The sequence below is a fragment of the Enterococcus sp. AMC1251 genome (genome assembly GCF_058216535.1).
This window is the reverse complement of sequence record NZ_CM177098.1, coordinates 2,595,007-2,617,068: the sequence shown is the minus strand read 5'-3', so window position 1 is coordinate 2,617,068 and position 22,062 is coordinate 2,595,007. Positions and strand designations below refer to the sequence as shown.

Below are 22,062 nucleotides of genomic sequence, written 5' to 3'. Positions count from 1 at the left end.
ATACAGAGATTCGTTTTTTTTACAAAAAATCTATTAGAATGATTTTACTATTTTTCATAAAAATAAGAGAAGTCAGTGATTTACAAATATTATTAGGAAATTGATTGATTATTGTCTGGTTTTTCGTTAAAATAGAACAGGTATGAAAATTGTTATACTATAGAAGGAAATTGAGGTGCTTCTTTTGTTCCCTGAGAAAATAGAAAAGGCTTTCGAGTTAACGGAACAAGCTATCGGCTTACTTAAACGGTCTTTAGATACTTCTTTTTTAGATGCGTACATTGAAAATGGTGAAAATATCATTGATACTTATCAAGTACGTGTGCAAGATGGTGTACCAGATGAACAAACCGTTCAAAAACTTGAAACCATCTATCAACAACTACAAGCTATCGAATTAGAACCTGAAGAAATTAGACGTTTGTCTCAGTTGATTTTACTTAAAGGGAATAAAGCAGAGCCCTTACAGGCAAATCATCAACTAACGCCAGATAGTATCGGTTTTTTATTTGTTTATTTGATCGAGCATCTCTTTTCAGGTGGCACGTTAAGAATATTAGATATTGCGTCTGGCATGGGAAATTTACTTTTGACAGTTATTCTTAGTTTAGAGTCAAAAGACCGAGCAGTTCAAGGATACGGTGTGGATATTGATGATACATTGTTATCTATTTCAGCAACCAACATTCAATGGACAAAAGCACCGATAAAACTTTTTCACCAAGATGGGGTGCAGAACTTACTTGTTGATCCAGTAGATGTAGCAATAAGTGATTTGCCAATTGGATACTACCCCAACGATGAAAAAGTTGAAGCATTCGATTCTGTAGCAGAAGAAGGACACAGTTATGCTCATCATGTATTGATGGAACAATCAATGAAATTTGTTAGACCTGATGGCTACGGACTATTTTTAATACCGACGACTATTTTAGAGACAGAACAGAGTTCATTTTTCAAAAATTGGTTGCAAAAAAATGTTTATTTACAAGGAATGATCCAATTACCAGATGAGTTGTTCCAATCAGCTCAGTCAAGCAAAAGTATTTTAATTGTACAAAATAAAGGTGAACATAGCGAGCAGGCAAAAGAAGTCCTTGTTGCAAAATTAGGTTCACTGAAAGATCCTATGAGAGCCACACAATTTTTTCAACAATTTGAGGCTTGGAAGTCTTCAAATTTAAAATAAAAACAACTGATAAAGAGGAGAATATTATGTCTAAAACAATTGCAATCAATGCTGGAAGTTCAAGTTTAAAATGGCAATTATATCAAATGCCAACTGAAGAGGTAGTCGCTAAAGGAATCGTTGAGCGAATTGGTTTAAATGATTCAATTTTTACAATCAAATTTGGCGATAATGAAAAATATGAAGAAATCATCGACATCAACGATCATGATGTTGCAGTTAAAATGTTATTAGATAAATTAACTGAATTAAACATTTTAGCTTCTTTTGATGAAATTACTGGTGTTGGACATCGTGTCGTTGCTGGTGGAGAAGACTTTAAAGATTCAGTTGTTATTGACGATGAAGTTTTAGCAAAAATTGAAAAATTAGCAGAACTTGCGCCATTACACAATCCAGCGAATGCAATGGGAATCAAAGCATTCAAAAAAATCTTACCTGGTATTATCAGTGTTGCTGTGTTTGATACATCTTTCCATACAACAATGCCAAAACACAATTTCCTATATAGTATTCCAACTGAATATTATGAAAAATTTGCAGCCCGTAAATATGGTGCGCATGGAACAAGCCACAAATTTGTTGCAGAACGTGCAGCTGAAATGTTAGGTCGTCCAATTGAAGAATTAAAAATCATTACTTGCCACTTGGGTAATGGAGCTTCAATCACGGCAGTTGATGGTGGTAAATCTGTGGATACATCAATGGGATTCACACCACTTGCAGGTGTAACAATGGGTACTCGCTCTGGAGATATCGATCCTTCTTTACTAGCTTATCTAATGGAAAAACTTGAATTGACTGATATCAAAGACATGATTGATATTTTAAATAAAAAATCAGGGTTGCTTGGTTTGACTGGCATTTCTAGTGACATGCGTGATTTAGAAGCAAACATGGATAAAGAAGCTGTTCAAGTGGCGTATGATATCTTTACAGATCGTATTCGTAAATACATTGGTAGTTACGTAACTGTTTTAAACGGTGTAGATGCAATTGTCTTTACTGCCGGAATTGGTGAAAATGATTCGCACGTTCGTAGCGAAGTAATCAAAGGCATGACTTGGTTTGGTTGCGAATTGGATGATGAGAAGAACAATGTTCGTGGAAAAGAATCAGTGATTTCGACGGAGGACTCTAAAGTTAAAGTATTGTTGATTCCTACTGATGAAGAATTAATGATTGCTCGTGATGTTGAGCGTTTAAGAAAATAAGGATCATAAAAAAGCAACTCGACAAAGAAATCGGGTTGCTTTTTTTTTTCGAAAAACTACTTATCGTCTTGTTGAACAGGAATTTTATTGTTTAAATCAGTTCTTACGACCAATACATCGCAAGCTGCATTACGAATAACATATTCGGAAACAGAGCCAATAAATAAACGTTCAACAGCATTTAGACCAGTTGCGCCTAACAGGATCAAATCAACTTCATGATCTTTGGGTAGCTGTTTAGCGATCAGTGACTTGGGAGAACCATATTCAATGACACTAGCTACTTTTTCACAACCATGTTCTTTCGCTTGCTTTTTGTATCCTTCAAGTGTTTGTTTCGCCATTTCTGATGCTTGTTCAGCTAAAACACCATCAAAAGAAGAAACAGATTGAAATGCGCGTGTGTCAATAATATGAGCTAATAGTAATTCTGCATCATTTCTTACAGCGACATTCATTGCTTTTTGAAAAGCCAATTCTGCTTCAGACGATCCATCAACGGCAACCATGATTTTACGATAATTTTGTAACATTGTGATCACTCCTTCCAAATAGTTGAGAATAGATAGTTTTTAATACGTTAATTGTAGAACAAAACCGTGAAAAAGGAAAATAAAAAAGAAGATCCTATCATAGTATCTTCTTGGCAAACATAACACTAAATACAGACGAAATCACAAGCAAACTAAAAATATAGAGCAATGAGAAAAATTTTAGGTTAAAGATCCCAACTAAAATACCAATGGCGGCTAGGATTAGATAAAAAATACCAAACTGGTGTAAAAACTGTTTATTTTCATCAAGTTCACCATTGTGCATTAGTGGCAGAAAAATAGTTGACTTCTTTAATAAATAAATGCCGATAATAACTAATAACGTTGCTGATACAAAAATAAGAGTGCGAATCATAGTTAAACCTCCATCAAATAAAAAACAATTTGCATTTCGCAAATTGTTCGATAATTTAAATAAAAATGGTAAAATCCGTTGATGCCGTTATTCGTCCTATAGTATTGAACCCGCAAACAAAGCAGGTGGGTTCCACGACTGACAGCTTCGAACTACCAAGTGATAAGGCATGTTACCAGCTTAGGTACCAGAAGGATCCCTAGATATCAATAAAATGTTCGGTCAACACACAAAAAAGACAACGCGTACATCACAGATTTACCATCTTTATAATAGCACAACATAGCTTAAACAGCAAAGAGAGCGCTTAGCTGTTTAAGCGAATTATTATTTAGACTTACTTTCTTTTTTCCAGTTTTGGATTCGTTGATACTGTTGGTGTAATGCTTGTTCATACTTTCCAGTATCGATTGGTTCATAATAGTGAGCATTCTTTATTTTATCAGGTAGATACTGCTGATAAACCCAAGCATTTTCGAAGTTATGAGGATACTGGTATCCAATTCCCCGATTCAATTCTTCAGCGCCAGAATAATGACTATCACGTAAATGATTCGGAACATCTCCAGCTTTTCCTTCTCTTATATCAGCGAGGGCAGCATCGATTGCACTGATGGCAGAATTGGATTTTGGTGACAAGCATAGATCGATAACTACACTAGCAAGTGGAATGCGTGCTTCGGGAAAACCGAGTTTTTCAGCGGCTTGAACAGCAGTTATCGTACGAGCAGCTGCAGGCGGGTTTCCTAACCCAATATCTTCATAAGCAATCACCATTAAACGGCGACAAATAATTGGTAAATCACCAGCCTCAACTAATCTACCCAGATAATGAAGGGCTGCATCTGTGTCACTGCCTCGAATCGATTTTTGAAAAGCAGAGATCACATCGTAATGAGCATCACCGTTTTTATCATGAGTTAACGCTTTGCGTTGCACACATTCTTCAATGATCGAAAGGGTAATGTTAATCTCTTTATTTTCATTTTCAGGTGTTGATTTTACAGCTAATTCGAGCCCGTTTAAGGCACTGCGCAAGTCGCCGTTTGTTGCACGTGATAAATGTTGCAATGCTTTTTCTTCTAAAATAACTGGAAACTCTCCTAAGCCACGTTTAGAATCAGACAGGGCTTCTTTGACAGCTTTTTGAATATCTAACTCAGTTAATGGTTTGACTTCAAAAATTTGTGTCCGACTCCGAATAGCTGGATTGATTGTAATATATGGATTTTCAGTTGTTGCACCAATCATAATAATTCGACCACTCTCAAGATGTGGCAATAGGAAATCTTGTTTTGTCTTGTCTAAACGATGAACTTCATCTAATAATAAGATCACTGTGCCACTCATTTTTGCTTCTTCAGCGACAATTTGTAGGTCTTTTTTAGTATCTGTTGCAGCATTCAATAGGCGAAAAGCATAATTTGTAGAACCTGCGATCGCACTAGCAATACTAGTTTTACCTGTACCAGGTGGACCATATAAAATCATAGATGAAAGCATACGAGCTTCTACCATTCTACGAATAATTTTTCCTGATCCAACAAGATGTTGTTGGCCAACGACTTCATCTAAATTACGTGGACGCATGCGATAAGCTAATGGTTTTTGCATCGTTGAACCTCCTTATTTTAAAAGCTGAAAGAGCTGTTTAATCTTTTTTCTGAAAGAGTAGCCTATGACGCTAGATAAAAAATTCTTTATTTTTTATTATACCACAATGAACGTACGTTTGCATTTGAGTTTATTTAGTCGATTAAACCAAGAAGAAATATTGATTTATCTTACTAATCGTTTGCTATTTCAATGGATAATAGGCCTAGATTCGTGTATGATAGGAAGTGGTGAAAAATAATGAATGATACGATAAATTTTTTTAATACAAAATCAACAGAAGAGATCGCTCAGTTTTTATTAGGAATGTACTTAGAACATGAAACTGAATCTGGCATACTTGCTGGTTATATCGTTGATACAGAAGCGTATTTAGGTCCAGAAGATAAGGCAGCTCATAGTTTTGGATTGCGGAATACGCCGCGGTTGAAAGCGATGTATGAAAAACCGGGAACAATTTATTTATATACAATGCATACGCATTTGATTTTAAATATGGTGACGCAAGAAAAAGGTCAACCTCAAGGGGTCATGATCCGCGCCATCGAACCTGTTGAAGGAATCAAAAAAATGGAAGAAAATCGCAAAGGGCGTAAAGGAATCGAGTTATCTAATGGACCAGGAAAACTAGTCGCTGCTTTAGGAATTGACAAAGAATTGTATGGTCAATCGATCTTTGATAGTTCATTACGAATCGTTCCCCAAAAAAGAAAAACGCCTAAAAAAATCATTTCACTTCCTCGAATTGGAATTCCTAACAAAGGGATTTGGACGGAATGGCCATTAAGGTATATCGTTTCAGGAAACCCTTATATCTCAAAACAAAGAAGAAGTGATATTGATCAAAAAGACTTTGGTTGGAAGGAAGAAAATAAATGAAAAAAGTAACGATGTTAACTTATTTAGATCAACAAATTACCAAGAAAATCACAGAATATGATGTAGCTCTTGATTGGGACAGTAAAAACCATATAATTGAGGTTGTCTTTCGTTTGTTTGCTGAAAATATTACTCATGAACAAATCGATGATGCACAAGGAACAGTTTCAGAAGAAGAAATCATTGAATTTGAAGATGGTATTTTGTTTTATAATCCTGACAAATCTTCTTTAGCTGAGGAAGAATTTCTAGCGGCCATTCCTTATGAGGGCAAAAAAGGAATCAAACAGTCTGTGCTGGATGGTTTTGTCGATTATTTAAATGATGTTTTAACAGAAGGGCAAAGTGATTTATTAGATTTTTTAACAGATGAAGAACAAGAAGTATTCGAGTTGAAATGGTCGCAAGAAGCTTTTGAAAACTACGTTCAAAAGTATCAAAAAGCAGAGGGCGATACATATATCGCTTATCCAAGCTATTAAAAGAGGTGATCGTATGAAATGGACAGAAGTAAAAGTTGAAACAGCCAGTGAAGCGGTTGAAGCAATCTCCAATATTATGATGGAAGCAGGAGCTAGTGGTGTTGCTATTGAAGATTCTTTAGATGTAGAAAATTTCCAAAGTGATCTTTATGGAGAATTACTTGATAAAGAACAATTCACGCATATCAAAGATGGGGCTTTGATAATGGCTTATTTTCCTGAAACAACTTTTTTACCAGAAATACTTCCTTTTATTAAAGAAAGTATTACCCGTTTACCTGAATTTGGGCTTGCAATCGGTAAAAATGAAGTGAGTGTTAGTGAAGTTGCTGAAAGTGATTGGGCGACAGCGTGGAAAAAATATTATCATCCCGTTCGTGTGACCCGTTTTCTAACGATTGTTCCAAGTTGGGAAAAATATGAGGCACATGATGAGTTTGAAAAAATAATTACCCTAGATCCTGGAATGGCTTTTGGAACAGGAACGCATCCAACAACACGATTAACGTTACAAGCTTTGGAAACCGTGTTGCGAGGAGACGAAACGCTTCTTGATGTTGGGACAGGCTCTGGTGTATTGAGTATTGCGAGTAAATATTTGGGGGCAAAAGAAGTTTTCGCCTATGATTTAGATGAAGTGGCTGTGACTGCGGCAAAAGAAAACATGGACATGAATCCAATCGCAAGGGATGTTCACGTTTCAGCTAATGACTTGTTGAAAGACGTAACGATCGAAGCAGATGTGATCGTAGCGAATATTTTAGCAGATATCATTACCTTGATGATCGAAGATGCTTGGCGTTTATTGAAAACTGATGGAACATTGATCGTTTCTGGCATCATTCATGAGAAAAAAGCGATGATTATAGAAAAAATGACAGCAGCAGGTTTTCTTGTGGATCAGATTTTTCAACAGGGAGATTGGTATGCGATTCTTTTAAAGAAAATAGAGGAAGAGTAAGATGCAGCGTTACTTTTTAACGGAACCTTATGAATCCAAAGAGCGTTATACGATCACGGGAGAAAATTATCATCATATCGTTCGAGTGATGCGAATGGAGTCTGAGCAGCAAGTTTTTTTGGCTTTTAGCGATCGTTTAGCGATTATTGCTGAAATCATCGAAATTACAGAAGCAGCGGTTTATTTAAAAGAAGTCAGTAAAGAACAAGCAGAAAAAGAATTGCCAGTTAATGTTACGATTGCTTGCGGTTATCCTAAAGGGGATAAACTGGAATGGGTGGTCCAAAAAGGAACGGAACTTGGTAGTCATAAATTTCTTGGGTTTCCAGCTAAAGCATCTGTTGTAAAATGGGACTATAAAAAATTGGCCAAAAAGACTGAACGCTTGAAAAAAATTGCGGTAGAAGCTGCTGAGCAATCTCATCGTCAGTTTGTACCAGATATTGTATTGTTAGAGAAAGAACAAGAGTTGCTCGATGTTTTTTCTAGTTATGACAAAGTGTTGATTGCTTATGAAGAGTCTGCAAAAGTTGGGGAACGCAGTCGCTTTGCAACAGCACTTTCAGAATTAAGTGTTGGAGAGTCAATATTGATTGTTTTTGGACCAGAAGGTGGTTTTTCATTAGCTGAAATTGAAAATTTTCAAGAATGTGGTGGTATTATTTGTGGATTAGGTCCGCGAATTTTACGTGCTGAAACAGCACCATTATATGCTTTAAGCGCCATCAGTTATCAATTTGAATTAGTGTAAGGTTTAGGGGGTTATTTATGGAGTTAGAGTTGCAGCGAATTTCAATTATGTTAATAGATCCATCATTTACAGATCAACAGTTCACAGAAGAAATCCTTTTTTTAAAAGAATTTCCTGTTCGTTCAATTTTTGTTTTACCTTATAATGTTTCAAGAGCAAAACAATTATTAACAGGAACAATGATTCAAGTAGGCAGTTTCGTTGATTTCCCACTAGGACGCGGGACGTTAGCAAAAAAAGCATTTGAAACTGGACAGTTATATAGAGATGGTGCGTCAGATGTTTTTATAACCATGGAACCTGAACAGCTAGAAATTTATGGAAATCAAAGTTATCAAACTTTGGAGCAGCTATCATTTGGACGAAAAGCTTTGGGATTCTTTTTAGACAGTAGCCATTTGACGGATAGCCAAAAACAAGTAGTAACCATGGAGCTTGCCAAGTCGAATGTCAGTGTAGTTTCTTTAGGAGTGGGGTTGACAATGGAGCAAGCGATTCATGATATAAGCATTTTTAGAATGGGACGCAAAAAACAAATGACTTTTCAAATAAACGTCAAAGCGCCAACGCTACTTGAAATTGAACTTCTTTTTCAAGCAGGAGCATCTTATATCGGAATTAATAATGGTCGTGAAATTTTACCTTTAATTTCAAAATCAAATTAAGATTTGAGGAATTGAAAATCAAAAAAATTGTTAGTATAATAAAAGATATTGGAAGTGCTACTGTTTCAAGTGGTGCTTTTCTTTTTTTAAATGATCGATTATTTACATAAATATTAAGGACATTGAACTCTTAATTGAAAAAGAGTACCTCTATTCCAGGAAGTGAAGCAGCATAGAAAAAGCGGATAGCGACCCAAAAGGAAAGAGGAGTACCTCTATTCTAGGAAGTGAAGCAGCGTAGAAAAAGCGGATAGCGACCCAAAAGGAAAGAGGAGTACCTCTATTCTAGGAAGTGAAGCAGCATAGAAAAAGCGGATAGCGACCCAAAAGGAAAGAGGAGTACCTCTATTCTAGGAAGTGAAGCAGCGTAGAAAAAGCGGATAGCGACCCAAAAGGAAAGAGGAGTACCTCTATTCTAGGAAGTGAAGCGACGTAGAGATAGCGGATAACGGACCAAAAGGAAAGAGGAGTGAGAATCATGCCAAAAGAGGAAATAATGACAGGACCTGGAGTTATTAAGCTCGTGTCAAAGTATATGGCACCCCAACATGTTGCGTTTGTTCAAAAAGCTTGTGATTATGCTGAAAAAGCACATGAGGGTCAAATTAGAAAATCAGGTGAACCTTATTTTATCCATCCCATACAAGTTGCTGGAATTTTAGCGGAATTACGGATGGATCCACATACTATTGCAACAGGTTTTCTACATGATGTAGTTGAAGATACGGATGTAACATTGGAAGATTTAGCAAATGAATTTGGTGCGGATGTTGCGATGTTAGTTGACGGTGTGACCAAGCTTGGGAAAATAAAATATAAATCTCACGAAGAACAACTAGCTGAAAATCACCGGAAAATGCTTCTGGCAATGGCACAAGATCTGCGAGTAATCATGGTGAAATTAGCTGACCGTCTGCATAATATGCGTACATTAAAGCATTTGCGTGAAGATAAACAGCGTCGAATTGCGCAAGAAACAATCGAAATCTATGCACCGCTTGCTCATCGCTTAGGGATCAGCCGGATTAAATGGGAGTTGGAAGATACGGCATTACGCTATATCAATCCAAACCAATATTATCGAATCGTTAATCTGATGCAAAGTAAAAGAGACGAACGTGAAGCATACGTTGAGGAAGCCGTGGAAGATATCCGATTAGCGACAGAAGATTTAGATATTTATGCTGAAATCTACGGTCGTCCCAAACACATATACTCTATCTACCGCAAAATGAAAGATCAGAAAAAACAATTTAATGAAATTTATGACTTGCTGGCAATCCGTGTCATTGTCGATTCGATCAAGGATTGTTATGCTGTACTAGGTGCGATTCATACGAAATGGACACCGATGCCAGGACGTTTCAAAGATTATATTGCGATGCCAAAAGCCAATATGTACCAGTCCATCCATACAACGGTTATTGGACCAAAAGGCAATCCAGTAGAAGTGCAGATTAGAACCCATGAAATGCATCAAATCGCTGAATTCGGGGTAGCTGCTCACTGGGCGTACAAAGAAGGTAAGGCTGAAAAAGTCGAAGAAGATACTGATACAAAACAATTAAGCTGGTTTCGTGAAATTCTTGAGCTACAGGATGAGAGTTATGATGCATCTGAGTTTATGGAAAGCGTCAAAGGAGATATTTTCAGCGATAAGGTGTACGTTTTTACTCCAACTGGTGAAGTAACAGAATTACCTAAAGGTTCGGGTCCGCTAGATTTTGCTTATAGTGTACATACCGAAATTGGGAATAAGACAACGGGTGCTAAAGTCAATGGTAAAATGGTTCAGCTAGATTATACACTGAAAAATGGGGATATTATTGAAGTTTTGACCTCTTCAAATTCTTTTGGCCCAAGTCGCGATTGGCTAAAAATGGTTGCCACTAGTAAAGCACGAAACAAAATCAAACGATTCTTTAAAATCCAAGACCGAGAAGTTAATATTATTAAAGGACACGATGGAATCAGTAAATACTTGATTGAACATGGCTTTGCACCAAAAGAGTTTTTGAATAAAACAAAAATGGCGGAAGCGTTGGATCGTTTTAATTTTCAAACAGAAGATGATCTATATGCGGCTGTTGGTTATGGTGAAATCAGTGCGCAAGTAGTGTTTAACCGTTTAACTGAAAAGGAACGTAAAGAACAAGAGATAGAACGACAAAAACAAGAAGCAGAAGAATTGATGACGCAGCCGGTAAAAAAAGAATCCGATAAAATGAAGGTTCGTCATGAAGGCGGAATCGTGATTCAAGGCGTTGAAAATTTACTGGTTCGAATCAGTCGTTGTTGTAATCCAGTACCGGGAGATGAAATTGTCGGATACATCACAAAAGGGCGTGGCGTTTCAATTCATAGAGCAGATTGTCCGAATGTTCAGCACCAAGAAGAACTTGCGCAACGATTGATCGAAGTTGAGTGGGAAGATACCGATAGTTCAAACAAAGAATATGATGCTGATTTAGAAATTTACGGTTATAATCGTAGTGGATTATTAAATGATATATTGCAAGTCATTAGTTCGATGACCAAGAATTTAGTTAGTGTAGAAGCAAAGCCAACAAAAAATAAGATGGCGATGATTCATGTGACAGTAAAAATCCAAAATTTAGCACATTTGAAAACGATTGTCGATAAAATTAAAAATATACCAGACGTTTATAACGTTCGTCGAACCAATGGCTAGGAGGTGTAGTTATGAGAGCAGTTATCCAGAGAGTAAAGCAAGCAGAAGTTACAACCAATCAAAAAAGTATTGGGAAAATAAACCAAGGATTTATGATTTTACTCGGAATTCATGAATCTGATAGTGAAGCAGATGTTGAGTATTTAGTTCGAAAAATCAGCAAACTTCGTGTGTTTGAAGATGATGTTGGCAAGATGAATTTAAGTATTCAAGAGGTTCAAGGCAGTATTTTAAGTGTATCTCAATTTACGCTGTATGCAGAGACTAAAAAAGGGAATCGCCCTAGTTTTATAGAAGCTGCACGACCTGAGATTGCGGTTCCTTTGTATGAACTATTCAATAAACAGTTAAAAGAATTAAATATCCCTGTAGAAACGGGAGAGTTCGGGGCTGATATGGCAGTATCCTTGATTAATGATGGACCAGTTACTATTATTATTGATACAAGAAATAAATAAATTAGATAGGTAGGGAACTCATGTCTACTTTACAAAAGTATCGATTTAGGAATGAATAAGGTTGCTATTCTTTGCTTTAGCGGGAATGGAAGCTCATTATTCAGACATAAAGAATTATACCCAGTACCAACAACGCCAATGAATTCAGCACTTAGAAACTGAAAACTTAATTGTTCTACTCTCTATAAATTAAAACGTAAATAGGTCATCATTTTTTGAGTTATCCCTCATTCATATGGAATTTAATTAAATAGTGGAAGCAGAAATAATTCTTTGGAAATAAGGTTAAATTGTTGTAAAAAAAGTGAATGTAATGAATTAATATTACCCAAGCCCTACTTAGTCACAAGCATTTTAAGAGTATCTAGTAGGTAATAATCTACAGTTATTTGATACGTTTACAGTGCTTCTTATCAACTTTCGTGAATTTGAGCTTATTTTTCGAGGCTAGATACTTCTGTTTCAGCCTCGTTTTCTATGGTTAGTCAAGTGGAAAATAGAGAAATAATTAAAGATAGTTTAATCATTAAATTGAATGTTTTTTTAAGGAGTCCTTTATGTTTAAGAAAATATATTATATGACATCTTTTGTGTTGGTTTAAGCTATTTTAATCGTTTCAATTTTATTCTCCTATTCAAAATCTTTAAACAATCCATTTTTATTATTTATAATAAGGTTAATTGTAACAATTATTAACGAACAAAGAAGAATAACATATTCGTCATCAAAATTCTATGCTTTCTTATTTGTTTCCTTTGCCAGTATTATTCAACTTATTTCGTTTCAAAATGTATTTGAAAAAACTCTATTTGCGCTTTTAACTCTAACTTGTCTCTACTTATGTTGGCGTGAATCTAGAAAGAAATAAAAAATTTATTTGGGTGTAGGACAAAAATAAAAGTTCCTTTTAGTTCACCGTCTAAATGTAAATAGACCGCAGAATCAGAAAGAATCTTTTTCTAGACCAGCTTTCATCCCAATGACTATAACTAAAGGCCACTTATTTTTGCGAGTCTCAGATCTAATATGCAATTTTAATCGAGTAATTTCTCCAGAAAAATGAGATAAAGATAGCAACATTGAGATTTTAGGGGAGGCATTAATAACTTAAATACTAATTGGACCGGGGGAGTTTTTGAGCTTGTTTTAATAATCAAACATGAGAGAAGATTTACGAAGAATGTGTAAGCGCTTTTTTAAGAGGTTGAAAAATGAATGATTGCGCAGGGATTAAAATGACATAGAGAAGATGAGGTGAAAAGTATTTTGTCGAAAAATTAGAGAAAATTCTGTTGTTAGCACACCAGAAAATGGGTGAAAAAGTAGAAAATGTGCTTGAGATTTATATTTTTGAAATCAGAAAATCACTTTATCTTCTTTTGGATTGTTGGTACTGGATTTATTGAAGAATATTAAAATGGTAAAGTATGAAATGAATACCAAGTGATGTAATGTCAAACGCATTGTTTTTACCATACAAAGTAAAAAATAGAATTTATTGAGGAAAGTCATAAAAGAAAAGGTTGATTGGTATAATACAAGTTAGTAGGATACAAATGGAAAAATTGAAATGATTGTAGAGGTGTCTAATGGAAAAATATAATGAACAATTATTACCAAAACTAAAAAAACTTCCTGTACCTAAATTAAAGGAGACTTTAGCTGCATTATGCGAGTGGATGGAACCTTTAATTACCAAAGAAGAATTAATTGATTTCAAAAAAAGAGCAGCAATGTTTAATATATCTGATGGAGCTGTGTTGCAACAAGAGTTACTTCAGCTGGCAGAACAAATGACAGGAAGTTGGTTGGCTCCACTATGGGAAGAAAACTATTTAGAAAGTCGCGGGTATTTACAAAGTGAGTCGAACTTTGCATTGATGATCGATCCTAAATACTATAATCAATTCGACACAAAAGAAGCCAGAGCTGCTCAGTTGATATATGGTTTGACCAGAACGTACATTCAATTGGCTAGTGGAGCATATCCAATTGAACATACTAAAAACAATCAGTCTGTGGATATGTCTTTTTACTTGAATTTTTTCAAAAGTTGCAGAATTCCTAGGAAAGATAAGGATTCATTTCATAGAGGAGAAGTAAAGACGCAAGCGTGTTATGTTGTGATTTTTGCGAAAGGTGCGTACTTTCGTTTAGATGTGACAGATAGCCAGGGAGAAATGTATGCTATTGAAGAATTACTAGGAAACATTAGGTCTATTTTGGCATTAAAATATCCAATAAAAAAAGAAGAACACTTGATTACTTATTTTACTAGTGTTGAACGAGAGCAGTCTGCTTTGATTTACGAGCAATTGAAACTAAATGAAACAAATCTTCAAAATCTAAACCAAATTGAAAATGCCTTATTTGTTTTGAGCTTCTCACAAGGTGAGGATGCTACTGAAGATGAGCGGATTAACGATGTATTGTTAAATACCAGTCATCAATTTTTAGCAAAAACAACACAGGCCATAGTCACAAAAAATGGATATATTGGGTTTAATATGGAACACTCCGCAATTGATGGTGTTCCAACATTGAATATGTTGATGAAAGTGTTTGAAGTAGTTGCAGATAGTAATTTAACTGATTTTGGGAAAAGTTCAACCTCTTTAGTAAAAAAAATTAAATGGGATCTAACAGAAAAAGTGATAATTTTGTTAGAAAGAGCAAAGAAATGTGTAGAAAAAGAAAATAATTCATATACTATTAAACATTTTGTAATACCTGAAATTGGCAAGGAGCGGATGAAAAAGGCAAAAGTTAGTCCAGATGCATTTTTTCATATTGCTTTGGCAATGGCACAACAAACAGTTTTTGGGAAGTTACGATCGGTTTATGAGCCTGTTGCTATGCGGATGTATTACGAAGGACGAACAGAGTGTGCTCGTTCGATTAGTTCAGAGAAAAAGGAATTTGTAGAAGCTTTTTATGAAAAGAATGATGCCTACTCTAAAGAAACGTTAGTGGCGTTACTTACAGAAGCCGCAACAGCGCACTCGAATCGTATCAGTCGATGTCAAAATGGTGAAGGCCCCGAACGTCACTTGTTTGGATTAAAAAAAATGGCTCTTAATCAAGAAGAAGAAACAATCTTTTTTTCAGCGAAAGGGTTAGATATATTAGGTGAAGATTTTCTGTCTACAACAGGAATCCCTTATGATTTATTAGAGTCATTTAGTTTTGGACCAACCAATAAATCCGGTTTTGGTATTTATTATGGTATTTTAAAGGAAAAAATAATTTTAACAATCTCAGCAAAAAAAGAGAATGAACATCAAGTGATACAGATGTCTGAGGCACTGAACGAGGCTCTTTCATCTTTAACTAAGCTACTAAATATATAAGAAAGAATATCGGAAATAAGAAAGAATTCGCAAAAATTCGGAGAACAATTTTTGTGAATTCTTTTCTGTTTTCTCAATGTTTAACGCTCTCATCCTGAACTCGAAATTAATTATTTTCTTATCTGTTATATACAGTAAGTGACAATCAACTAAATAAGCGATCGATTTTTTGTAATCTTCTTTTATTAGATTTATGTCCAGAGCTTTAGTATGATTAATCACTTTTGTCTCTTTTCTGTCATTATAATTCCTTCTGACGTTCTTTCTACAGTGTAGTCTATATAAGTGAATTAGTGAAGTCTTTTATTTTAAGTTAAAGAAGCATGACAGAGAGCTCGGTTATCTTGTCATACTTCTTTTTATTTAAAAATTAAACATAATCTTGAACAGTAGTTTTACTTTTTACGGCTTGCGAAAAATCTGTAAATATTCGTTGAGTGATATCGATGCCTTTTTCTTTAGAGATATACCAGCATAACACTTGGAAAGGGATGATTGCTAAATAAGGTGCTTTATATTCATCGTCACAAATACCTAGCGCTAACTCATAATCGTTTGCCGGGGTTTCTTTGCGTAATGAAATCGTAAATACATGTGAGGTGTGTTTTTGTTCATATGTTTTTAATAGATCTGCTTTTTCAATAATTTCTGCTTTTGCTGGCGTATCGATAAAGAAAAGACGATGTTCAGGGTTGATCTCCAAATAAGGTCCATGCATGAAAGCTTCCAATTCCACACCTTGGGATGGAACACGAATCGTTTCAGAAAATTTTGTTTCCATCTCTTTTGCTGTACCAACACTTGGGCCATATGCAATTGCTGTAAAACGGGGAGCATTTTCAAAATCTGAGCGATGTTTAGTGAAAAATGCGATCGTTTTTTCGATAGTCGTATTAAAAGAAGCGGTCATTTTTTTGAAAGAAACCAATTCTAGTTGTTCTTCTTTTTCAGAGAATAACTGTTTTTTTACCGCTATACGTAAGCCTAACAACATTAGATTTAAAACTGTTGCTGAAAATCCAAGTGTGACATAACCTACTCGTTCTTGTCCCGATAAAATATCTAATGTTGAGCTAGTTACTTTAGTGATTTCACTATTCGGCATACTTGTCACAGCCATTGTATGAACATGGTGGTGTGCAGTTACTTTATTCATCGCTTCAATGGTTGAAGTACTTTGACCACTTTGAGAAATACCTAAAACGACTTGTAGAGTAGGAGCGATCAATTCATAATGAGAAAAATTATATGGTTCTTGGATATCTAATTTGATTTTCGCTACTTTTTCCATGTAGTATTTAGCACTTTTCGCTGCGTTAATGCTAGACCCTGTACCCAAAATCAACCAATTTTCCGCTGAGATATCAAGCTTTTCTATTGCTTGGTCAATATTTGCAGGGTACTGATTCAAAATATCCGTGAGTTTTTCTTGTTCTCCTAAAATATACGATAACATCGTTGGTTTATCTAACATTGTAGCACTCCTTCATCAAAATAAGTTTGTAAAAAATTAGCGATGCCTTCATCAAGATTAGATTCAGTGATATGTGTTGCAGTTGATTTGACTATCTCTTGGGCATTTCCCATAGCAACGCTAATTCCAGATGCTTCCAACATTTCCAAATCATTTTGCCCATCTCCGAAACTAATAATTCGTTCTGTAGGAATCATCAATATTTCTTGAATAGCACGTATGGCTGTTGCTTTGTTGACACCTTTGGGAATTAATTCGATATTGTTGAAATGGGAAGAAGAGACAGTCAGCAACTGGCTTTCTTCGAGTTCAGTTTTTAACTTGCCCAAGATTTCCAGATTTGTTTCGGAAATAATAATACCGTTAATGATTTGTTCGTGATAAGCGATTAGATCATTTAATGAGCGTATTGCGACAAAATCTTTTTCTCGATCGTTTGCAATACGCGCTTGATCATTTTTAGTAAAATATTTTGGTAATTCCTCTGTATAAAATACGGTATGTTCCCCAAAAAAGAAAGTCGGCATCGAAACGTTCGTGACGGCATTATAAATCTTAATCAACGCTTCTTTCGATAATTGATGTTTCACTAATTTTGATTTGATTGAATAAATACTGCCGTTTGAAGCAATCACTTGTGTTTGGGGACTCAATTGTTTAGCAATCGTTGCAGCAGAAGAAAACTTCCGACCTGTTGCAACATAAAATAAATGTCCTTGTTCTTGTAACTTAGTGATGATTTTTTTTGTTTTTGTTGAAATTTGCTGCTGATTATCAACTAAGGTACCATCAATATCCATAAAAATTAAATGTTGTTTCATTTTTAACGCTCCTTTTTTAAGCCACAAGATTCACGAATAATCAAATCTGGTGAGTGGAGTTCATAATGGTCTACATTATCTTCATCAATCAATCTCAATAAGCGATCCACAGCGACTTGTCCTAGATAAGAGTTGTGTTGATTGATTGTAGTGATTCTTGGGGTTTGAAATTCACCATTTGGAAAGGCATCGCAACTTGCAATAGCAATATCTTCGGGACAAGATAGTTGATGATCTTTCAACGCACGAAATGCACCTAAGGCAACTTGGTCATTAATCGCTAAAACTGCATCTGGCAATCCTTTTTCTGAAGTAATCAGTTGATTCATACTGTTATAACCATCTTCAGTATAAAAATCACTTAGATAAAGCAATGAATCATCAAAAGTTGTATAAAGAGATAGAGCTTTTTTAAAAGCTGCGACTCTTTGTGTGGTTACTTTAATTTCTGGTTCACCACCTATAAAACCAATCGTTTGATTGCCTAAAGCAAGTAGGTGTTGTGTTGCGAGAAAGACACCTTTTTCAAGATCACGTTCAACAAAATGAGCAGTACAATTTTCTTGGCGTTGACCAACGATCAGAACCGGGATTTGTTTGTTTAGCTGATTTAGTGCATATATATAGTCTTCATTAGGATGATCTTTGTCGATTTCTCCCCCCAATATTATGACGCCATCAACTTTCTTTTCCAAAATCGTATTAAAGGTATTTTGTTCAGTAAAACTACTATCTTTTTGTTTATTTTGTCCAGCTGTCATCGTATTGAAAAGAAGTAAAGAGTAGTTTAAATGTTGACTGGCAATTTCAATTTCTGAAATCAATGCTGTAAAGTAAGGATTATTGATATCTGGAACAATCACGGCTAGCGTGTGAGTTTTATTAGAGACCATTCCTCGAGCGAGCATACTTGGCTGAAACCCTTCTTCTTTAATTACGGTCTGAACTTTGGCTCGCTTAAGTGGAGAAACAGAAGGATGATCATTTAAAACGCGTGAAACAGTGGAAACTGAGACACCACTCTTTTTAGCAATTTCTTTGATTGTAATTGTTTTTTTCATTAAAATGTACCTCCTGATAGTAGTTTAAGCTAGAGATGAATAAAACGCAAGAGTTATTTGACAACGTTACCAAATGTTGTTTTAATAATGTTGACAATTATGTAATCCTAATATATTATGAAATTAACAAATGAATAAAGCGCGTACATTTGGTAACGTTATCAAAATAGTGAGGTGAAAAAAATGAAAGAAACGATTTTGGCTGTAGATCTAGGTGGTACAAAAATTTTAGTTGGGGAATTAACAAAAGATGCTGAAATAGTTGCAAGTAAAAAATATTCGTCTGATATAACGAGTCAACGGGCAGCAACAGAAAAAATAAAATATGCTCTATCAGATTATTTAAAAGAACATAGTTCTGATAGAACAATTACAAGTATTGGTGTTTGTGTCGTCGGTAGAGTCAATACGGATTCAGGAGAATGGATTGAAATTCATCCGGGACTTTCAGAGTCTATCTCATTAGCAGCTGAAATAGAAGAAAGATTTGGACTTCCATGTAAGGTAACAAATGATGTGTCAAGTGCAGCAATCGCAGAAAATCAGCTAGGAATAGGTACACAGACCAAAAATTTTGTCTATATAAATATCGGAACAGGAATTGCTGCTCGCGTTATTTCAAATGGAAGTATGATTCGAGGGAGTCATTTTAATGCAGGAGAAATCGGTCATATGGTTATAGACATCATGAGTGAAGAACAATGTTCTTGTGGAAGATTTGGCTGTGTAGAATTATTTGCTTCAGGATTAGGAATGCATCGTCAAGCAATGAGATTAAAAAATTTGTATCCAGAAACAATAGTAGGTGGAAAAGAAAATCAACGAATCAGTTTTGAGGAATTGATTACGGCTTATGAAAAGAATGATGCTTTAGCACAATGTGTGATCAACATGGCATTAAAAGCATCAGCAGCTCTAACGATGAATATGGTACGTGTTAGTGATCCTGAATCAGTTATTTTCGGTGGAGGAGTGATGAGTAATCATTGGTTTTTAGAAAAAATGGTAACGTTACTAAATCCTAAAACAATGCGTTTTGTTACGAATGGAGTAATGATTACAAGTTTAGATCCTCAAACGATTGCCTTAAAGGGAGCAGCATTGTTGGCAAATTCTTAATTAAATAGATGGGAGAGAAGGTTATGAATATGTTTCAAAAAAAGTTATTGGACTCGGGATTTCTACACAGACCACTGATTATCGATAAAATGAATTCGTACGAAAAAAGACAATTATCTAAAGAAAAAATAGAAAAATCAGTCTCTTTGCTCGCAAATGAAAGAGAGCTTTGGAAACATGAGGGGCGAGGATCTGTTGAAGTGGCTTCAGGTAAGGTAAAAATTTCAGGTCACACGCGCTATTCAACCTGGCCGACAGGTGCGCCAGAAGATGGAGATTACGTGAACTTTGGAGAGATTACTGCTCATTTAATGATTGATGGACAAGATTGGACTGACTATACGCAAGTCAAATTATCGATTCTTTCCCAATGCAGAAATGTTGTTAATCCCAATGTAGTTATCACTATCGAAAATGATGGAGAATTGAAAATACCAGACATATATAACAGAGAAGGCACTCATGTCATCAATCTTGAAAATAATCAATGGCAAACATGTGTCTTAGATATTAGTAACTTACCAAGAGATAAGGTTACTGGAATCAAAATTGCTACAGGTGCAAATGGTTCATATATGAATTTAGACGGAACGATCTCTTATACCATTAAGGACCTACTTTTAGAAAAAAATCTAAACAATACAACCTCTAAAGGCTGGCAACCAAATGACCAAACGATTATCTATTCTCACATTGGTTATCATACAGATTTTGAAAAAACAGCAATTGTAAATGAAAAACTGTGTTGTCAAAAAGAATTTTGTGTAAAAGACAGTCATACAGGTCGCATAGTTTTAACAAAAAAAATTGAAAGAATGAATACAAGTATCGGTAAGTTTGGCCTGTTAGATTTTTCTGAAATTACTGAACCAGGAAGTTATTATTTAAAAGTAGATCAAAAAGAAACTGAAGTTTTTGAGATTGATACTACGTATAAATTAAAGCATAAATCAATTTGGAAGGCGTTAAACTTTATTTATTGTGAACGGTGCGGATATCCAATTCATGGGATTCATGGTACTTGTCATGAAGACATTGTGACGGAATATAACGGTACTACGGTTTCGTTTAACGGAGGCTGGCATGATGCTGGAGATCTATCTCAACAACTAGTTCAAACAGCAGAAGTAACGGCTAGCATTTTTGAAATGGCTACTGAGGTCAAAGAGAGTAACCCCATGTTGCATCTTCGTTTATTAGAAGAGGGAGAATGGGGAATTGACTTCATTCTTAAAACACGTTTAGATGCTGGTGATCGTCTAACAAGCGCTGGGGTTACACGTTGGACAGATAATCGAATTGGGAATATGGATGATGCTAAACCAAGAATTCATAACAGTCCTTATGATAATTTCCTAATCACTGGAATTTTAGCTAAAATTGTTCTTGGATTAGAAAGTGATCATCCTTTGGTAGAGAAATTGATTCAAGTAATTAAAGAAGATTATCGCTTTGCTTATGATGGCTTTCAACAAACAGCATTTAAGCATGAACCAGTTTTTTGGGAGCACACTTACAGTACATCAAAAAGTACGTTTTTAGCGACGATTTCTTGGACAGCGTCACTATTATTTAGATTAACAAAAGAAGAACAGTATAAAAACCAAGCAATTACTTGGTTTGAGCAACTATTAGATTGTCAGGAAAGAAAAGGAATCACATTAGATAGCGGTAAAATTTTAAAAGGCATGTTTTATCGAGATGAGAGGCACACTGTATTTCAACATTTCAATCATCAAGCAAGAGAACATTTATTTGCGCAAGCATTTGAAGAAATTCTATTTAATTTTTCAACTCATGAAAAAGCCAATGAGTGGTTGAAACAAGCAGAAAGTTACGGTGATTATTTAACATTCTTAAATGAGTTCACAGCACCTTATCCGATGTTTGCTAGTGGTATTTATAAAGAAGATGAATGGAAAGACAGTGACAGTTTTAAGCGGCAGCATCTGTTAGTAGATTTAGAAGCAGAATCATCTTATAGAGAACAGCTGTTAGGTGGCGTGAGGATTGGAAGTGGGTTATATATCAAACGCTTTCCAGTTTGGTTTTCATTTAGAGGCAACAATGGGATTATTTTATCAATGGGAATGAGTGCAGCAATCATTGGCCGTTTAACTAATAACCAGAAGCTTTTAGAAAAGGCACATGGACAATTACAATGGATTGTTGGTAAAAATCCGTTTAGTCAATCGATGATTTATGGAGAAGGATATGATTATCCACAACAATATTCAGTTTCATCTGGTGATATGGTGGGAGAAATGCCAGTGGGAATACAAACGTTTGGGGATGAAGATGAGCCCTATTGGCCGCAATTCAATAATGCTACGTATAAAGAGGTTTGGGTCGGCATTGCTGGGAAATGGCTATCTTTGATTACAGAATTAATTAAATATGATTCAGCTAAGGGAGAGTAACC

Annotated in this window: 17 protein-coding genes, 1 other RNA gene and 1 pseudogene; 12 read left to right on the top strand and 7 right to left on the bottom strand. The window is 35.3% G+C overall.

The annotated features are described in order from the left end of the window. Positions 1–184: 184 nt before the first annotated feature. Together AC4BBR_RS12340 and AC4BBR_RS12335 are read left to right on the top strand one after the other, a co-directional pair. The gene (locus tag AC4BBR_RS12340) at positions 185–1,189 is read left to right on the top strand and encodes a class I SAM-dependent methyltransferase (protein ID WP_490462121.1); all 1,005 of its coding nucleotides are present in this window, start codon (positions 185–187) and stop codon (positions 1,187–1,189) included. A 26-nt stretch (positions 1,190–1,215) separates the two neighbouring features. Next, the gene (locus AC4BBR_RS12335) at positions 1,216–2,403 is read left to right on the top strand and encodes an acetate kinase (RefSeq protein WP_490459822.1); all 1,188 of its coding nucleotides are present in this window, start codon (positions 1,216–1,218) and stop codon (positions 2,401–2,403) included. 56 nt (positions 2,404–2,459) lie between these two features. Here the strand turns inward: AC4BBR_RS12335 and AC4BBR_RS12330 are convergent, their stop codons facing one another. The 4 genes from AC4BBR_RS12330 to AC4BBR_RS12315 all read right to left on the bottom strand — a co-directional run bounded on the left by AC4BBR_RS12330 (position 2,460) and on the right by AC4BBR_RS12315 (position 4,926). After that, positions 2,460–2,936 (bottom strand): universal stress protein, encoded by a 477-nt coding sequence (locus tag AC4BBR_RS12330; protein WP_490459821.1) that lies wholly within the window; start codon positions 2,934–2,936, stop codon positions 2,460–2,462. Between the two features lie 97 nt (positions 2,937–3,033). Continuing rightward, the gene (locus AC4BBR_RS12325; protein WP_490459820.1) at positions 3,034–3,312 is read right to left on the bottom strand and encodes a hypothetical protein; all 279 of its coding nucleotides are present in this window, start codon (positions 3,310–3,312) and stop codon (positions 3,034–3,036) included. 68 nt (positions 3,313–3,380) lie between these two features. After that, positions 3,381–3,574: non-coding RNA, 6S RNA (ssrS, locus tag AC4BBR_RS12320), on the bottom strand. Positions 3,575–3,639: 65 nt separating this feature from the next. Then, on the bottom strand, positions 3,640–4,926 hold the full coding sequence (locus tag AC4BBR_RS12315; RefSeq protein ID WP_490459819.1) for a replication-associated recombination protein A: 1,287 nt from the start codon (positions 4,924–4,926) through the stop codon (positions 3,640–3,642). A 240-nt stretch (positions 4,927–5,166) separates the two neighbouring features. On the opposite strand from AC4BBR_RS12315, the pseudogene AC4BBR_RS12310 reads away from it, so the two are divergent. The 8 genes and pseudogenes from AC4BBR_RS12310 (at position 5,167) to AC4BBR_RS12275 (ending at position 15,165) form a co-directional block, all read left to right on the top strand. Continuing rightward, positions 5,167–5,866: pseudogene (locus AC4BBR_RS12310) on the top strand (DNA-3-methyladenine glycosylase). Next, the gene (locus tag AC4BBR_RS12305) at positions 5,802–6,287 is read left to right on the top strand and encodes a DUF3013 family protein (RefSeq protein ID WP_490459818.1); all 486 of its coding nucleotides are present in this window, start codon (positions 5,802–5,804) and stop codon (positions 6,285–6,287) included. The pseudogene AC4BBR_RS12310 and the gene AC4BBR_RS12305 overlap by 65 nt, the downstream one beginning before the upstream one ends. A gap of 13 nt (positions 6,288–6,300) precedes the next feature. After that, positions 6,301–7,248 (top strand): 50S ribosomal protein L11 methyltransferase, encoded by a 948-nt coding sequence (gene prmA, locus AC4BBR_RS12300; protein WP_490459817.1) that lies wholly within the window; start codon positions 6,301–6,303, stop codon positions 7,246–7,248. A gap of 1 nt (position 7,249) precedes the next feature. Beyond that, a complete protein-coding gene (locus AC4BBR_RS12295; RefSeq protein WP_490459816.1) occupies positions 7,250–7,999 on the top strand; it encodes a 16S rRNA (uracil(1498)-N(3))-methyltransferase in 750 nt (249 codons plus the stop codon). Positions 8,000–8,016: 17 nt separating this feature from the next. Beyond that, a complete protein-coding gene (locus AC4BBR_RS12290; protein WP_490459815.1) occupies positions 8,017–8,664 on the top strand; it encodes a deoxyribose-phosphate aldolase in 648 nt (215 codons plus the stop codon). Between the two features lie 478 nt (positions 8,665–9,142). Then, positions 9,143–11,356, top strand: a complete 2,214-nt coding sequence (locus AC4BBR_RS12285; RefSeq protein WP_490459814.1) for a RelA/SpoT family protein — start codon at positions 9,143–9,145, stop codon at positions 11,354–11,356. Between the two features lie 11 nt (positions 11,357–11,367). Further along, positions 11,368–11,814, top strand: coding sequence for a D-aminoacyl-tRNA deacylase (dtd, locus tag AC4BBR_RS12280; protein WP_490459813.1), 447 nt, complete (start codon positions 11,368–11,370; stop codon positions 11,812–11,814). Between the two features lie 1,590 nt (positions 11,815–13,404). Beyond that, positions 13,405–15,165, top strand: a complete 1,761-nt coding sequence (locus AC4BBR_RS12275) for a choline/carnitine O-acyltransferase (RefSeq protein WP_490459812.1) — start codon at positions 13,405–13,407, stop codon at positions 15,163–15,165. Between the two features lie 370 nt (positions 15,166–15,535). On the opposite strand, the gene AC4BBR_RS12270 is transcribed toward AC4BBR_RS12275, so the two are convergent. From AC4BBR_RS12270 to AC4BBR_RS12260, 3 genes are read right to left on the bottom strand one after another with little or no spacing between them, the layout of a single operon-like run. Then, complete coding sequence (locus AC4BBR_RS12270) at positions 15,536–16,639, bottom strand: SIS domain-containing protein (protein WP_490459811.1); 1,104 nt, start codon at positions 16,637–16,639, stop codon at positions 15,536–15,538. Continuing rightward, positions 16,633–17,460, bottom strand: coding sequence for an HAD family hydrolase (locus tag AC4BBR_RS12265; RefSeq protein ID WP_490459810.1), 828 nt, complete (start codon positions 17,458–17,460; stop codon positions 16,633–16,635). Before AC4BBR_RS12265 ends, AC4BBR_RS12270 begins: the two co-directional genes overlap by 7 nt. Positions 17,461–17,462: 2 nt before the next feature. After that, complete coding sequence (locus AC4BBR_RS12260) at positions 17,463–18,521, bottom strand: LacI family DNA-binding transcriptional regulator (protein WP_490459809.1); 1,059 nt, start codon at positions 18,519–18,521, stop codon at positions 17,463–17,465. Positions 18,522–18,704: 183 nt separating this feature from the next. Here AC4BBR_RS12260 and AC4BBR_RS12255 point away from each other — a divergent pair, with 183 nt between their 5' ends. Both AC4BBR_RS12255 and AC4BBR_RS12250 read left to right on the top strand, forming a co-directional pair. Continuing rightward, a complete protein-coding gene (locus AC4BBR_RS12255; RefSeq protein ID WP_490459808.1) occupies positions 18,705–19,640 on the top strand; it encodes an ROK family protein in 936 nt (311 codons plus the stop codon). A 23-nt stretch (positions 19,641–19,663) separates the two neighbouring features. Then, positions 19,664–22,060 (top strand): glycoside hydrolase family 9 protein, encoded by a 2,397-nt coding sequence (locus tag AC4BBR_RS12250; protein WP_490459807.1) that lies wholly within the window; start codon positions 19,664–19,666, stop codon positions 22,058–22,060. The last annotated feature ends 2 nt before the right edge of the window (positions 22,061–22,062 follow it).